The organism is Amycolatopsis azurea DSM 43854, assembly GCF_001995215.1.
Taxonomy (GTDB): Bacteria; Actinomycetota; Actinomycetes; order Mycobacteriales; family Pseudonocardiaceae; genus Amycolatopsis; species Amycolatopsis azurea.
Genome location: NZ_MUXN01000016.1, coordinates 11,940 through 26,112, shown reverse-complemented (window position 1 = coordinate 26,112; position 14,173 = coordinate 11,940). Strand labels below are relative to the sequence as shown.

The following is a 14,173-nucleotide window of genomic DNA, read 5'->3' as shown; positions in this document are numbered from 1 at the left end:
CTACCTCACGCATGCTGGGAACTCACGGACAAGACCTCGCCGGTGAGGTACGACGAGTACTCACTGGCGAGGAACACCATCACATTCGCCACTTCCCAGGGTTCCGCCGCCCTCCCCGAGACCTCGCGGGCGGTGAGTTCGGTGAGCAGTTCGTCGCTGGTCACCTTGGCCAGGAACGGATGCATCGCCAGGCTCGGCGCGACGGCGTTGACCCGGATGCCGTGTTCGGCGACGTCGACGGCGGTGCAGCGGGTGAGCGCCATGACACCGGCCTTCGCGGCCGCGTAGTGCGCCTGCCCGGCTTGTGCGCGCCAGCCGATCACGGACGCGTTGTTGACGATCACCCCGCCGTCGCCCTGCTCGATGAACCGGTTCACCGCGGCCCTCGTCGCGCGGAAGGTGCCGTTGAGGGTCACGTCGATGACCCGCGACCATTCCTCGTCGGTCATGTCCACAATGGACTTCGTACCGCCGAGGCCGGCGTTGTTGACGAGCACGTCGATCCGGCCGTAGTGCGCGGCGGCTCCGTCGATGAGCGCCCGCACTTGGTCTTCTCGGGTGACGTCACAGGGAATCGCGTGGACGTCGCCGAGTTCGGCCGCCTTTTCGCCCAGGCGTCGCTCGTGCCAGTCGCTGATCACGACCCGGGCGCCTTCCTCCACCGCGCGTTTCGCCACCGCGGAACCGATCCCGGTGCCGGCCGCCGCCGTCACCACGACCACCTTTTCCCGCAGGAGATTCGCCCCCTCGGGGTATTTCGGCACCGGAATCACGGTCGCACCTCTCGGGGAAGGCCGAGCACCCGCTCGGCGATGACGTTGCGCTGGATCTCGTTGGAGCCGCCGTAGATCGTGTCGGCCCGGGTGAAGAGGAAAAGCCGTTGCCAGGCGTCGAGCCCGTCTTCCGCGAGCATGCCCCGCGCGCCGCGGACGAGCATCGCCAGCTCTCCCAGGTCGCGGTGCCAGTTCGCCCAGACCAGTTTGGACACTTCGGCGACTCCCGGCGAAGAGTCGCCCAGGGTGCGGATCGCCTGTGCCCGCATGACCTCCAGGCCGACCCACGCACGGTCGATCCGCTCGGCGATCACCGGGTCGTCCGGCGCGATCCTGCTGAGTTCTTCGAGTTCCCGCCGGAAGCCGACCTGCTGTCCGAGGGTGGCGACGCCGCGCTCGAAGGCGAGCGTCCCCATGGCGACCCGCCAGCCGTCGCCGGGTTCGCCGACGACCAGGTCCTTGGCCGTGCGAGCGCCGTCGAAGAAGACTTCGTTGAACTCCGAGGTCCCGGTGAGCTGCTGGATCGGACGGACCTCGACCCCGGGCTGCCGCATCGGAACGAGCAAATAGGACAGTCCTTTGTGGCGTTTGGAGCCGGGTTCGGTCCTGGCGAGGACGAAACACCAGTCGGCCACATGCGCGAGCGACGTCCACACCTTCTGGCCGTTCAGCACCCATTCGTCGTCTTCGAGGGTGGCCGTGGTCGACACCGCGGCGAGATCGGATCCGGCGCCGGGTTCGGAATAGCCCTGGCACCACAGTTCCTCGACGGCCACGATCGGCGGCAGGAACCGCTTCCGCTGTTCCGGCGTGCCGAACGCGAGCAGGGTCGGGCCCAGGAGTTCCTGCGCCAGATGGCTCACCCGCGCCGGCGCGCCCGCTCGCGCGTACTCCTCGTGGAAGACGACCTGCTGTTCCAGCGTCGCACCCTGCCCGCCGTGCTCGACCGGCCAGCCGACGCAGGTCCAGCCCGCCGCGGCGAGCCGTCGTTCCCACTCCACGCGTTCGTCGAAGGCCTCGTGCTCCCGCCCGGGACCGCCCAAGCCCCGCAGTTCCGGCGGCAGGTTGTCCGCCAGCCAGGTGCGCACACGGTCGCGGAAACCGTCCTGAGCCACACGTGCCTCCTCTAGCCAAACCAGAGCCTGCTGCGTAGGCTACCCTACCAAGCACTTGCTAGGGAGACTTCGATGACAGAAGGAACCATCCCGGCGACGCTCGACCAGGCGGCGGAGCGCTTCGCCGGACGGGAAGCACTCGTCGACGGCGACGTCCGGCTCACCTACGCCGAACTCGCGCGGCGGGTGCGGCAGGCGGCACGGTTCTTCGAGGGCCACGAACGGGTCGCGATCTGCTCCCCCAACACCTGGCACTGGGTGGTCGCCGGGCTCGGCGCGCTGTACGCCGGCGCGACGCTGATCCCGGTCAACACCCGGTTCACCGCGCGCGAGACCATCGACGTCCTCGAACGCGCGAAGGTTTCCGCGCTGGTGATCACCGGCACGTTCCTCGGCACCGACCGGCTGGCGGACCTCGGCACCTCACGGCCCCGCACGGTGCTGCGGATCCCCGTCGAGGGCCTCGAAGAGCCGGTGGAAGGCGTCACCGAATGGGCCGCGCTCGACGGTCTCGACAGCGACTTCGTCAGCCACGTCGAGCCCGGCGACGTCAGCGACATCCTGTTCACCTCCGGGACCACCGGCCGCAGCAAGGGCGCGATGAGCAGCCACCGGCAGACGCTGAGCGTCGCCGAGGCCTGGGCGGACTGCGGCGAGCTGACCGAGCAGGACCGCTACCTCGTGATCAACCCGTTCTTCCACAGCTTCGGGTACAAGGCGGGGATCGTCGCGGCCGTGCTGCGCGGGGCGGCGATCCTGCCGCAGCGCACCTTCGACGTGCGGGAGACCTTGCGGCTCATCGAAACCGAGCGCGTCACGGTGCTGCCCGGCGCCCCGACGATCCACCAGGTCCTGCTGGACGCGCCCGAACGCGCGGACCACGATCTGTCCAGCCTGCGGCTCGCCGTGACCGGGGCCGCCACGGTTCCGGTCACGCTCGTCGAACGCATGCAGACGGAGCTGAGTTTCGACACCGTGCTCACCGCGTACGGGCTCACCGAAGCCGTGGTGGCGACGATGTCGCGGCCCGGCGACGACGCGAAACTGGTGGCGAACTACTCCGGGCGCGCGACGGCGGGCTTCGAGGTGAAGCTCGGCGAGCACGACGAGGTCCTGCTGCGCGGGCCGAACGTGATGCTCGGCTATCTCGACGATCCGGAGGCCACCGCGAAGGCCGTCGACGCCGACGGGTGGTTGCACACCGGCGATGTCGGCGTCCTGAACGGCCAGGGCTATCTGAAGATCGTCGACCGGATCAAGGACATGTACGTCTGCGGCGGGTTCAACGTCTACCCCGCCGAGATCGAGCAGGTGCTGAGCAGGCTGGACGGTGTTGCGGAGTCCGCCGTCGTCGGCGTGCCGGACCACCGGCTCGGCGAGGTCGGCAAGGCCTTCGTCCGGCTGCGCGGCGGAGCCGAACTGTCCACAGAGGACGTACTGGCGTGGTGCAAGGCCGAACTGGCCAACTACAAGATTCCCCGATTTGTCGACTTCGTGGGGGAACTGCCGCGAAATCTGTCGGGAAAGGTGCTGAAACGCGTGTTGCGGGAGGAGAACGGATGACCGTCGAGTACGAGCGACGCGGGCCGGTGGCCGTCGTCACGATGAACCGGCCGGAGTACCGGAACGCGCAGAACTCGGCGATGACCTACGCGCTCGACGCCGCGTTCGGCCGCGCCGTCGACGATCCCGAGGTCAAGGTGATCGTGCTGGCCGGGGCGGGCAAGCATTTCTCCGCCGGGCACGACATCGGGACGCCGGAACGCGACGTGGACGTCTCCTTCGAGCGCAAGGCGGTCCTGTGGTGGGACCACGTCGGCGCCGAAGGCGGTGACCAGCGGTTCGCGCGCGAGTCGGAGGTCTACCTCGGCATGTGCCGCCGCTGGCGCGAGATCCCGAAACCGACCATCGCGAGTGTGCAGGGCGCGTGCATCGCGGGCGCGCTGATGCTGGCCTGGGTGTGCGACATGATCGTCGCCTCCGATGACGCGTTCTTCGCCGATCCCGTGGTGCGCATGGGAATTCCCGGTGTCGAGTACTTCGCGCATCCTTGGGTCCTCGGCCCGCGCGCGGCCAAGGAAGTGCTGTTCACCGGTGAGCGCTTCACGGCGCAGCAGGCCAAGGAGTGGGGCATGCTGAACCGCGTCGTCCCCCGCGCCGACCTCGAAACCGAGACCATGGCGCTGGCGGAGAAGATCGCGGTGATGCCGAGGATGGGGCTCGCGCTCGCCAAAAAGGCCGTCAACCAGGCCGAAGACCTGATGGGCCTGCGGTCCGGAATGGACTCCGTGTTCGGGCTGCATCACTTCGCGCACGCGCACAACGCCGAGATGTCCGGCGGCGACTCGCTGGGCGGGCAGGACGCGCGCTCGATGCGCGACGCGAACAGGACCTCGTGATGGATCTCGATCTCGACGAGCGCACGCTCGCCTTCCGCGACGAAGCACGGTCTTGGCTCGCCGCGAACGTACCGGCCGAACCGCTGAAGTCGTTCGACACCACCGAAGGATTCGCGCAGCACCGCGAATGGGAATCCCGGTTGGCCGACGCCCGCTGGTCGGTCGTCTCGTGGCCGCGCGAATTCGGCGGACGGGACGCGAGTCTCCTGGAATGGGTGCTGTTCGAGGAGGAGTACTACGCGACGGGAGCGCCGTTGCGGGTCAACCAGAACGGCATCTTCATGCTCGCGCCGACCCTGTTCTCCCATGGCACGGAGGACCAGCAGCGCCGGATCCTGCCGAAGATGGCGCGCTCGGAGGAGGTCTGGGCGCAGGCGTGGTCGGAACCCGAGGCGGGCAGCGACATCGCCGCGCTCCGCAGCACCGCGACCCGCTGCGACGGCGGCTGGCGGGTCAGCGGGCAGAAGACCTGGAGTTCACGCGCGACGTTCGCCGACCGGGCGTTCGGCCTGTTCCGCAGCGATCCGGAGTCGGTGCGGCACAAGGGCCTCACCTATCTGATGGTGGATCTGCGGTCCGAGGGCGTCACGGTCCGGCCGATCCCCCAGCTGGACGGCGAACCGGGATTCGCGGAGATCTTCTTCGACGACGTCTTCGTCCCCGACGAGGACGTGATCGGCGCGCCGGGTGAGGGCTGGCGGGTCGCGATGACGACGGCGAACAACGAACGCGGGCTGTCCTTGCGCAGCCCCGGCCGGTTCCTCGCCGCGGCGGACAGGCTGGTCTCGCTCTGGAACGACGCCGGGCGGCCCGCGCACACCGCCGACAGGGTCGCCGACGCGTGGATCGGCGCCCGGGCGTATCAGCTGTACACCCTCGGCACGGTCACCCGCCTCGCGGACGGCGCCGAACTCGGGCCGGAATCGAGTGTCAACAAGCTGTTCTGGTCACATCTGGACGTCGAACTGCACGAGACCGCGCTCGACGTCCTCGGTCCGGACGCCGAACTGCGGGGCCGCTGGAGCGACGGCTGGCTGTTCTCCCTGGCGGGCCCGATCTACGGCGGGACCGACCAGATCCAGCGGTCCATCGTCGCCGAACGACTGCTCGGCCTGCCGAAGGGGGCTCGATGAGGTTCGCGCTTTCCGGTGAGCAGGAGCAGTTCTCCCGCAGTCTCCACGATCTGCTGTCCGATATGGACGCCGACTCGGCCAACCGGTCCTGGGCGACGGGCGATCACGGCCCCGGCCTCAAGATCTGGCGACGGCTGGCGGAACTCGGGGTGACCGCGCTGGCCGTCCCCGAGAAGTACGACGGGCTCGGCGCGACGCCGGTCGACCTGGCCGTCGGCTTCGAACGGCTCGGCTACCACTGCGTTCCCGGACCGTGGACCGACACCGTCGCGGTGCTGCCGTCCTTGCTGGACGACGAGCTGCTGACCTCGGTCGCGTCCGGTGAGACGCTGGCGTCGGTCGCGTTCACGCCGCAGGTGCCGTACGCCTTGGATTCCGACGTCGCCGATGCGCGTCTCATCATCGAGAACGGCAGGCTGCGCGCGTTCACCCCTGGCACTCTTTTGTCCTCTGTGGACGGTTCACGTCGGCTGTTCACTCCGGAGGCGGGAGACGATCTCGGCACTGCGCTCGACGCGGATCGGGCGTTCGAGCTGGGTTGCCTGGCCACCGCCGCGCACCTCCTCGGCGCGGGACGGTGGCTGCTCGACACGTCCGTCGCGTATGCCGCGCAACGCAAGCAGTACGGCCGGGAGATCGGTGAGTACCAGGCGGTCAAGCATCTGCTCGCCGACGTCGCGACCGCGATCGCGCTGGCCGAACCGCTGCTGTTCGGCGCGGCCGTCACCCTGGACCCCCGCGATGTCTCCGCGGCTAAGGTGGCGTGTGGCGACGCCGCGCATCTCGCCGCCCGGACCGGGCTGCAGGTGCACGGCGCGATCGGCTACACCGCGGAGCACGCGCTCGGCCTGCGGCTGACCCGGGTCCGCGCGCTGGTCGGCGCCTGGGGTACGCCGCGGTTCCACCGGGAGCGGGTGCTGGCATGACGTTCACCGCCGAGCAGGACGCGCTGCGGGACAGCGTCCGGAAGCTGCTGGACCGGGAAGCGGATCCCTGGCCGCAGCTGTGTGAGCAGATCGGTGTGGCGGCGCTGGCCGTTCCCGAACGGTTCGGCGGGCTCGGCGCCGGGACCGCCGAACTGCAAGTCGTCGCGGAGGAGCTGGGCCGGGTTCTCGCCGACGTCCCGTTCCTCGGTTCGGCGGTGCTCGCCGTGCACGCGGTACTGGCCACCGGCGACGACGAGGCCTGCGAGCGGCTGCTCCCCCGCCTCGCCGAAGGTGTCGTCGGCGCGGTCGCCTGGACCGACGCCGACGGCCGGTGGGACACGCCGGCCTGCCGTGTCGTCGGCTCCGTCGTGGAGGGCGAGGCGCACTATGTCCTCCACGGTGACGAAGCCGAGATCCTCCTGGTGGTGGCGGACGGCTCGCTGTACGAGGTCACCGACGCGCGCCGCGTCCGGACTCCGGCGATGGACGAAACGCGGCGGCTGGCCCGCGTGACCTTCGACAGTGTCCCCGCGCGGCTGCTCGGCCCGGTCGACCTCGGCGCGCTGCGCGACGTCGTGTGCGCCGTCCTGGCCGCCGAACAGGCCGGGGCCGCGGCACGCGCTTTCGAGCTGACGGTGGAGTACAGCAAGCAACGCCACCAGTTCGGCAGGCCGATCGGCGGCTTCCAAGCGCTGAAGCACCGGATGGCGGATCTCCACGTCCTGGTGGAGACGGCGCGATCGGCGGCTTACGCGGCTCCGGAGTCGAGCAGGCTGGCCGCGGTGGCGAAGGTGCATTGCTCGGAGGCACTCGCGACGGTGGCGGGCGAGATGATCCAGCTGCACGGCGGGATCGCGATCACCTGGGAACATCCGGCGCACCGCTATTTCAAGCGGGCGCACGGGGCGGCGCGGCTCTTCGGGTCGCCCGGTGATCACCTGGGGCGGGTGCGACCGCCGATATCGTGAGCCATCGCCGGATGGACGGTCTTTCGTGGAGCGGTGCGCCGGTCATGGACATCGACGCGCTCTGCGGCCGGCTGGCGGGCTACTTCTGATCAAGGAACCGGGTGACGGCCCGGACCCGGTCGCCGTCGAGCGTGAGGACGATCAACCCGGCCGGTTTCCCACCGTGGCGACAGTGGAAGGCGGGCTGATCGTTCGCCCGCGTCGGCACCATGGTGAAACCCTCGGGGACCGGGACGGCCATGGAGACGCGGAGGAAGCCCGCGATCGCTTCGAGGCCGTGGTACTCGTGCGGTGCCGGCGGCATGGCGAGCCAGGCGTCGTCGGTGAGCAGGCTGAGGACGCCGTCGAGGTCGCCCGCGGTGAAGGCGTCGGCGAATCGCCTGGTCAGCTCGCGTTCCTGAGGTGAGGGCCGGTGCCCGGCGGCGTTGCGATGCTTGTCGAGCGAGGCGCGAGCGCGCTGAAGGATGCCTTTGACCGCCGTCTCCGTGGTGTCGAGCATGCCCGCGACCTCACCGGCGGGGAAACACAGGACGTCCCGCAGGACGAGCGCGGCCGCCTGCCTCGGCGGGAGGAGCTGGAGACCGGTGACGAAGGCGAGTTCGATCGCCTCCCTGGCGGTGTAGCGCGCTTCGGGACCGGGTTCGCTGTCGGCGACACGCTCGAGGAGCTCGTCCGGGTACGGCTGCAACCAGGTCACCTCGCCGCGGCGGCTTGGTTCCGGCGGGTCGAACGGCGGCACCGGATCGGGTGGACGGCGGCGGCCCGCGGCCCGCAGTGCGTTGAGGCAGCGGTTGGTGGCGATGCGGTACAGCCAGGTGCGGAGCGACGAGCGGCCCTCGAACCCGTCGAGGCCTCGCCACGCGGCCAGGAGCGTCTCCTGGACGGCGTCTTCGGCGTCGGTGACGGAGCCCAGAATGCGGTAACAGTGCAGGTGCAGCTCGTGCCGGTAAGTGTCGGTGAGCTCGCGGAAGGTCTGCTCGTCTGTTGTCCTGGTGACCACTGGCCGATCCTGTCACGACCTTTTTCGCCGCGCACCGTTCCGTTTCCGGCGGAGGTGGTGTCTGACGGGGTGAAGCTCGACGAAAGGAACCATCATGACCAGTCCCGCCTTGGACATCGCGCTCGCCTACCACCACGCGTGGACCGGCAAGGACTTCGAGAAGGCGATGACCTACGTCGCCGACGACATCGTCTGCCACAGCCCCGGTGGGCCACTCTCCGGCGCGGAGGCGTTCCGCGGGTTCATGGGCCCGTTCACCGAGATCCTGACCGGGTCGACCCTGCTCTCGGCGTTCGGGGACGAGACGACGGCGCTGCTGATGTACGACACGGCGACGCTGCCGGTGGCGAGTGCTCCCGGAGCCGAGTTGGTGACCGTGCGGGAGGGGAAGATCGTGGAGTTGCGGATCGTGTTCGATCGGGCTCCTTTCGATGCGGCTCGGGAGGCAGCTGCTGGGTCGGCGTCGGCGTAGGTCGGCATCGTCTCCGCCATCGCCGCGCCCAGGTGGACGGTGCTGGCGAGAGGCGGTTGGCCCGGCGAGCGGACGCTATGGGCGCCTCGCCACAGGCTTTTCGGAGAGAGCGGCGTCCTGTTCACGATGTCCTGAAACAGGGCATCGGCAGAACACGACACCACTCACGTCTGATCGCGACGCGGTCGTTCTGCCAGAACATGATGGCGATATGTCCGACCCTGCGGCGACCCAGGGTGATAAAGCGTGGACGCGATCGTGTCGATGCCGAGCGTGGCGAGGTGTCGTTCCAGTTCGGCCATTCAGCCACGGTGTTCGCCGGAGATGGCCAGGCCGTTGTCGGACAGGATCTTCACCGGCAGCCCGTGGCGATCGAACGCCCGCCGTAAGGCGATCCAGGTGTCCATACCGTTCTCGCTGCCGTCGGCCAGATGGTGCTCTGGCCGTGATGGCACAAGATCCGGTGGATCGAGGCCTGTGAGGGCAACGGCACGAACCCTGCGTCCCCGAGCCGCCAGCGAGGTGCGGGGCGGTGTCCCAGGACACGCCATGCTCACGACAGAACCGCGCCACCTGGTCACCACACCGACAGGCCGGTCGGTGTCCGTGAGGACCTGAGACACCAACTGTCCGACAGGTCCTGAACTCGGACAGTGCCGCTCAGAACGGTGGGGTGTCGTCCTCCGGCTCGGGCCGCGGGTCGTGGAGTGGTTCCGGTGTCGCGTCGTAGGTACGACCGGACGGAGTGGTGATGGTCATGCCGCCGTTGCCGGTCGGCGCAGCGGACCAGCCTGGTTCTTCCTTGAGCAGATTGTGGATCTTGCAGGCGGCATGGCAGTTGTGGTGGTCGGTCCGGCCGTCGCGAGCCCAGTTGATGATGTGGTCGATTTCGGAGAACTCGGCCGGTCGGTGGCAGCCGGGATGAGTGCATTCCCGGTCACGTGCCCTGATCAATCGAGCCAGCGAGGCCGGGGACCGGTACTTGTCGGCACCGGCCTCCAGGAGCTGTCCGGTGGCGGGGTCGGTGATCAACCGCGACCAGGTCGAGCCGGGGTCGGAGGCGATCTCTCGCACGAGCCAGTCCGGGATGGGCCCGTAACCGGCCAGGATCGCGGGATCGTCACGGGCGCCGGCCAGGGTAAGGAAGTCGACGTAGACATGGATGTGCGCACGAGGCTTGCCGTGACCGTCCTCGGCCAGCAGGCGTTCGGCGAAAATGTCGGCGCGATGCTGATCCAGGGTCCGGGACTTGTCCTGCGCCCGGCGCGCTCGAGCGGCGCGGCTCATCGACGCGTAAATCGAGCCGGCCACCTCGGACGGCAGAAAGCCGGAGAGGGTGGACATCGTCTCGTCTTCGTGTTCCAACGAGATGTGCCGCCGCGCACGTTTCTTTTCCGCCCGTGCTTTATAGCCCGCACGGTCGAACTTCTGCACCGCACCGCTCACCGATTTACGGATCGCTGTGGGATCGCGGCCGGCGAGTCGTTTGACCATGAACGCGTCCACCTGCGCGGCGACCTCATCCGAGACCTCGCGGGTCAGGTGGCTGACCTTCGACGCCTTGAACAGATCGATGTCACCTTTCTCCAGCGCCGCCAACGTGTTCGGCAGCCGCGCCACGAGAGCGCAGGACGTTTCGACCAGCAGGAAGGCTTGGTTGCGGGAGACCGAGAAGCGCAAGGCGACCTCCTCGGTCACCGATCTTCGCGAGCCACCCACGGCGGCGAACTCGGCTATGAACCGCACTTGCCGACCCTGAGCCCGCCGAAGCGAGACTTCTTCGTCGTGGGCGGCATCGAGAAAGCGAGCGGCTTTCGGATTGAAAACAAGAGTTGTGGTCATGACCAAGATCATACTCGAACACGCGTTCGAGCGCCAGGAATGAGGTCGAAGCTAAGAGCTCGCCCCGCCCGCATTGCGGATCAGCCGCTGGAGCACCTTCACCGTGGTGACGTAGTCCGCGTCTTCGATGCCGTCGTGGAGGGCGGCGCGGATGGCGGGAGCGTTGCGCGCGAGATCGACCCGGGCCTGTTCTCCCTCTTTCGTGAGCCACAGCCGGTGCTCGGTGTCCCGGGTCAGCCAGCCACGTTCCAGGAGCACCTCGGCCTCCGCGGCCAGATCGTCCTCAGGGCGGATGTAGGAGACCATCGCCGCTTGCAGTTCGGCCGAGGTCATTCCCCGGCCGTCGGGCGAGATGTCGTTCGCCGACAGGTCGCGCAGCAGCCAGAACTGGGGCTGCGTGTAGCCGGCTGAGCCGTCATGTCATGCCTCCCTTGGCACTTCTCATAGGGAGACGGTAGAACCTCAAGCGCGGTCGAGGGCAAGGCGACGCACTCAGTCCCCTTGGCCGGCGATGGCCTCTTTCCATATCCGCTCGAACTCGTCGCCGTCGATCCGGGACGCCGAGAACTCTCGCTGCGCGTTGATCTCGTCAAGCGGCGGGACGGGAACCTCGCCCAAACTCGTGCCGCCCACCTCGTGCCGCTCGTCGGCCCAGCCGAGGCGGCCGTCCCGGAAGCGTTCCACCTTCCGGCATTCGTAGCCGTCCGCGCCCACCTCGCTGAACATCTCCACGGCTTCCTCGGCGAACTCGTGCGACCAAAAGCACCTCAGGTACCACATCCACGCATCACTCCCACCCGTCCCAGTCCCAGGGTAGGGCCAACCCCCGCACCAACCCACCGGCGCACCGCATTCACCCCACCCGCCCCGCGAACCAGACTCACACCGGTGACCGCAAACCTCCGCACAGGCAGCGATTTCGCCCGCCTGTCCCGCCGCGTCAGCGAAGCGGGCCTCCTCGACCGCCGTCCCGGCTACTACGTCTTCCGCATCGGCCTGGTCGCCACCCTCTTCGTCTCCGGCTGGATCGCCTTCTTCGCGATCGGGGACTCGTGGTGGCAGCTGGGGATCGCCGTGTTCCAGGCGGTGATGTTCGGTCAGATCGCCCTGCTTTCGCACGATCTCGCGCACCGTCAGGTGTTCCGGACCCGCCGTCCGAGCGAGATCGCCGGCCGGATCGCGGGCAATCTCGGGGTCGGCATGAGTTACGGCTGGTGGATGGACAAGCACACCCGCCACCACGCGAACCCGAACCACGAGGACCTCGACCCCGACGTCGATCCGGACATCCTCGTGTGGTCGAAGGAGCAGGCGAGGGCCAGCAAGGGACTCCCCCGGTTCATCGGCCGCTATCAGGCTTTCCTGTTCTTCCCGTTGCTCACCCTCGAAGGCCTGAACCTGCACTTCTCCGGCATCCGCGCGGTCTCGAAGCCGGGCATCCGGCGGCGCGGGCTCGAAGCGGCCTTGCTGTTGACGCATTTCGCGCTCTACTTCAGCGCGCTGCTCGTCGTCCTCTCGCCCGGCAAGGCGCTCGTGTTCTTCATCGTCCACAAAGCACTGTGGGGTGTCTACATGGGATCGATCTTCGCGCCCAACCACAAGGGCATGCCGATCCTGTCCGGCGACACCGAACTCGACTTCCTGCGCAAGCAGGTGCTCACGTCCCGCAACGTCCGCGGCGGCAGGATCGTCGACGTCGCGCTCGGCGGGCTCAACTACCAGATCGAGCACCATCTGTTCCCGAGTATGCCGTCGCCGCATCTTCGCCGCGCCCGGCCCATCGTCCAAGGATACTGCGAAGAAATCGGCGTCCCGTATCACGAGACGGGGCTCGTCGAGTCGTACGCGCTCGCGTTGCGCAGTCTGCACGAAGCGGGTGAGCCGATCCGACTTTCGGAGGGTTCACCGGCTGGGACGTTCACTGAACGCCGTTGACACTCCAGATACGGCTTCTTACTTTCAGTGCATGACGCCCTCGAAGATCTTCCCCGGCGCCACCCTGCGTCCAGATCCGTTCCCGCGAGCCCTGCGCGCGGCGATCACGGCCAGCGGGCTGCCGCTGGACCGGATCCGCCATCGCCTCGAACTGCGCGGCGTCTCCATCAGCGTGCCGACGCTGAGCCATTGGCAGTCCGGCAGACGGAGACCGGAACGTCCGGAATCCCTCCGGGCGCTGGCCGAGCTCGAACAGCTGTTGTCCTTGCCGCCCTTGGCCTTGCGCTCGCTTCTGGGCCCGCCTCGGCCGCGCGGACGGAAAAGCTCGGTCCCGGCGCAACGCCGGGACCGAGCCACCACCGAGGGAACCTACCCGACATAGAGCGTGCGGTTCGGGCTACCGCTACCGGGGTTGGTGACCAGCCCCGGAGTCGAAGCGCTGATCAGTGCCTGAGCCACCTGCGCCGCGGTGGCACCGGTGTGCGAAGACAGGTACAGCGCGGCGGCACCGGCGACGTGCGGGGCGGCGAACGAGGTGCCGTCACCGGTGTAGGTCGCGGTGTCGTTGTCCTTCCAGGCCGAGGTGATCGAGACGCCCGGCGCGAACAGGTCGATCACGGAACCGTAGTTGGAGAAGGAAGCGCGGCGATCCGTGCGGTCCGCCGCGGCGACCGTCAGCGCTTCGGTGACCCGGGCGGGCGAAGTGTTGGCGGCGTTCACGTTCGAATTACCGGCGGCGACCGTCCAGGTGACCCCCGCCTTGATGGAGTTCCGCACCGCGGTGTCCAGCGCGGTCGACGCGCCGCCACCGAGGCTCGCGTTGGCCACGGCGGGCTTCTTGGCGTTCTGGGTGATCCAGTTGACCCCGGAGATCACGCCCGCGGTCGTGCCGCTGCCGTCGGAACCGAGGACCCGCACCGGATACAGCGAAGCACCCTTGGCGACACCGTACTTCGCGCCGGCGATCGTGGCCGCGACATGCGTGCCGTGACCGTAACCGTCGTCCGCGTTCGTGTCGTTGTCGATGAAGTCGTACCCCTGCTTCACCCGGCCGCCGAAATCAGTGTGCGTGGCGCGGATCCCGGTGTCGAGAACGTAGACGTTCACATTCGAAGCGGTGGTCGCATAAGTGTACTTGGTGTCCAGCGGAAGTTTACGCTGATCGATCCGGTCGAGCCCCCACGACGGCGGATTCGTCTGCGTCGCTTCGGCGTGCAGCACCTTGTTCTGCTCCACGAACGCGACAGCCGGGTCTGCCGCGAGGCGCTTGGCCTGACGCTCGCGCAGCGCCACCGAGAAACCGCTGAGACCCTGCGTGTACTGCCGTCCGATGGTGCCGCCGAACTTGCTTGCCAGCGAAGGCTTGTCGGCGGTGGAGCCGTCCTTGAGCACGACGATGTAGCTGTCAGCGATGGCGCCGTCCGCACCGGCGCCGACGATCGCGCCCTCGGCGGCCTGCGCCGGCGTCACGCCTGCCAAGACCGTGACGACGGCGGCGGCCAACCCGATTCCGGCCAGTCTGCGAGAATTCACGTTGCTGTCCCCATTCCTTGGTGAGCTTCCGCCGAAAACGCTAAGCGGAAGCCACCGGAAAGGACAGGTTTACATTT

16 protein-coding genes are annotated in these 14,173 nt (G+C 68.4%); 8 read left to right on the top strand and 8 right to left on the bottom strand.

Annotated elements, in window-relative coordinates:
* Nucleotides 1-5: 5 nt before the first annotated feature.
* Both B0293_RS21175 and B0293_RS21170 read right to left on the bottom strand, forming a co-directional pair.
* Nucleotides 6-773: an SDR family oxidoreductase gene (locus B0293_RS21175; RefSeq protein WP_005162229.1), complete on the bottom strand. Its 768-nt coding sequence runs from the start codon at nucleotides 771-773 to the stop codon at nucleotides 6-8.
* The gene (locus B0293_RS21170) at nucleotides 770-1,888 is read right to left on the bottom strand and encodes an acyl-CoA dehydrogenase family protein (protein WP_005162227.1); all 1,119 of its coding nucleotides are present in this window, start codon (nucleotides 1,886-1,888) and stop codon (nucleotides 770-772) included. Before B0293_RS21170 ends, B0293_RS21175 begins: the two co-directional genes overlap by 4 nt.
* A gap of 72 nt (nucleotides 1,889-1,960) precedes the next feature.
* Between B0293_RS21170 and B0293_RS21165 the strand changes: the two genes are divergently transcribed.
* The 5 genes from B0293_RS21165 to B0293_RS21145 are packed head-to-tail and all read left to right on the top strand — an operon-like array spanning nucleotide 1,961 to nucleotide 7,314.
* Nucleotides 1,961-3,451, top strand: coding sequence for a FadD3 family acyl-CoA ligase (locus B0293_RS21165; protein WP_005162226.1), 1,491 nt, complete (start codon nucleotides 1,961-1,963; stop codon nucleotides 3,449-3,451).
* A complete protein-coding gene (locus tag B0293_RS21160; RefSeq protein WP_005162224.1) occupies nucleotides 3,448-4,287 on the top strand; it encodes an enoyl-CoA hydratase in 840 nt (279 codons plus the stop codon). The genes B0293_RS21165 and B0293_RS21160 overlap by 4 nt, the downstream gene beginning before the upstream one ends.
* The gene (locus B0293_RS21155) at nucleotides 4,287-5,420 is read left to right on the top strand and encodes an acyl-CoA dehydrogenase family protein (RefSeq protein WP_039919063.1); all 1,134 of its coding nucleotides are present in this window, start codon (nucleotides 4,287-4,289) and stop codon (nucleotides 5,418-5,420) included. Before B0293_RS21160 ends, B0293_RS21155 begins: the two co-directional genes overlap by 1 nt.
* Complete coding sequence (locus B0293_RS21150; RefSeq protein ID WP_005162223.1) at nucleotides 5,417-6,346, top strand: acyl-CoA dehydrogenase family protein; 930 nt, start codon at nucleotides 5,417-5,419, stop codon at nucleotides 6,344-6,346. Before B0293_RS21155 ends, B0293_RS21150 begins: the two co-directional genes overlap by 4 nt.
* A complete protein-coding gene (locus B0293_RS21145) occupies nucleotides 6,343-7,314 on the top strand; it encodes an acyl-CoA dehydrogenase family protein (RefSeq protein ID WP_005162222.1) in 972 nt (323 codons plus the stop codon). The genes B0293_RS21150 and B0293_RS21145 overlap by 4 nt, the downstream gene beginning before the upstream one ends.
* A gap of 79 nt (nucleotides 7,315-7,393) precedes the next feature.
* On the opposite strand, the gene B0293_RS21140 is transcribed toward B0293_RS21145, so the two are convergent.
* Entirely contained in the window at nucleotides 7,394-8,314 is a 921-nt protein-coding gene (locus B0293_RS21140) for an RNA polymerase subunit sigma-70 (protein WP_005162221.1), read from the bottom strand.
* 94 nt (nucleotides 8,315-8,408) lie between these two features.
* Here B0293_RS21140 and B0293_RS21135 point away from each other — a divergent pair, with 94 nt between their 5' ends.
* Nucleotides 8,409-8,786, top strand: a complete 378-nt coding sequence (locus B0293_RS21135) for a nuclear transport factor 2 family protein (RefSeq protein WP_005162220.1) — start codon at nucleotides 8,409-8,411, stop codon at nucleotides 8,784-8,786.
* A 164-nt stretch (nucleotides 8,787-8,950) separates the two neighbouring features.
* On the opposite strand, the gene B0293_RS43550 is transcribed toward B0293_RS21135, so the two are convergent.
* From B0293_RS43550 to B0293_RS21120, 4 genes are all read right to left on the bottom strand, one after another.
* Nucleotides 8,951-9,088, bottom strand: coding sequence for a hypothetical protein (locus B0293_RS43550; RefSeq protein ID WP_157376430.1), 138 nt, complete (start codon nucleotides 9,086-9,088; stop codon nucleotides 8,951-8,953).
* 358 nt (nucleotides 9,089-9,446) lie between these two features.
* A complete protein-coding gene (locus tag B0293_RS21130) occupies nucleotides 9,447-10,628 on the bottom strand; it encodes an HNH endonuclease signature motif containing protein (protein ID WP_077241360.1) in 1,182 nt (393 codons plus the stop codon).
* Nucleotides 10,629-10,679: 51 nt separating this feature from the next.
* Nucleotides 10,680-10,961 (bottom strand): hypothetical protein, encoded by a 282-nt coding sequence (locus B0293_RS21125; protein WP_005162214.1) that lies wholly within the window; start codon nucleotides 10,959-10,961, stop codon nucleotides 10,680-10,682.
* A 159-nt stretch (nucleotides 10,962-11,120) separates the two neighbouring features.
* Nucleotides 11,121-11,408: a DUF6881 domain-containing protein gene (locus tag B0293_RS21120; protein ID WP_005162211.1), complete on the bottom strand. Its 288-nt coding sequence runs from the start codon at nucleotides 11,406-11,408 to the stop codon at nucleotides 11,121-11,123.
* 108 nt (nucleotides 11,409-11,516) lie between these two features.
* Between B0293_RS21120 and B0293_RS21115 the strand changes: the two genes are divergently transcribed.
* Nucleotides 11,517-12,563 (top strand): fatty acid desaturase family protein, encoded by a 1,047-nt coding sequence (locus B0293_RS21115; RefSeq protein ID WP_005162208.1) that lies wholly within the window; start codon nucleotides 11,517-11,519, stop codon nucleotides 12,561-12,563.
* A 31-nt stretch (nucleotides 12,564-12,594) separates the two neighbouring features.
* Nucleotides 12,595-12,945, top strand: coding sequence for a hypothetical protein (locus B0293_RS21110; RefSeq protein WP_005162205.1), 351 nt, complete (start codon nucleotides 12,595-12,597; stop codon nucleotides 12,943-12,945).
* On the opposite strand, the gene B0293_RS21105 is transcribed toward B0293_RS21110, so the two are convergent.
* A complete protein-coding gene (locus B0293_RS21105) occupies nucleotides 12,933-14,096 on the bottom strand; it encodes a S8 family peptidase (RefSeq protein ID WP_005162202.1) in 1,164 nt (387 codons plus the stop codon). The genes B0293_RS21110 and B0293_RS21105 overlap by 13 nt on opposite strands.
* Between the last annotated feature and the right edge of the window lie 77 nt (nucleotides 14,097-14,173).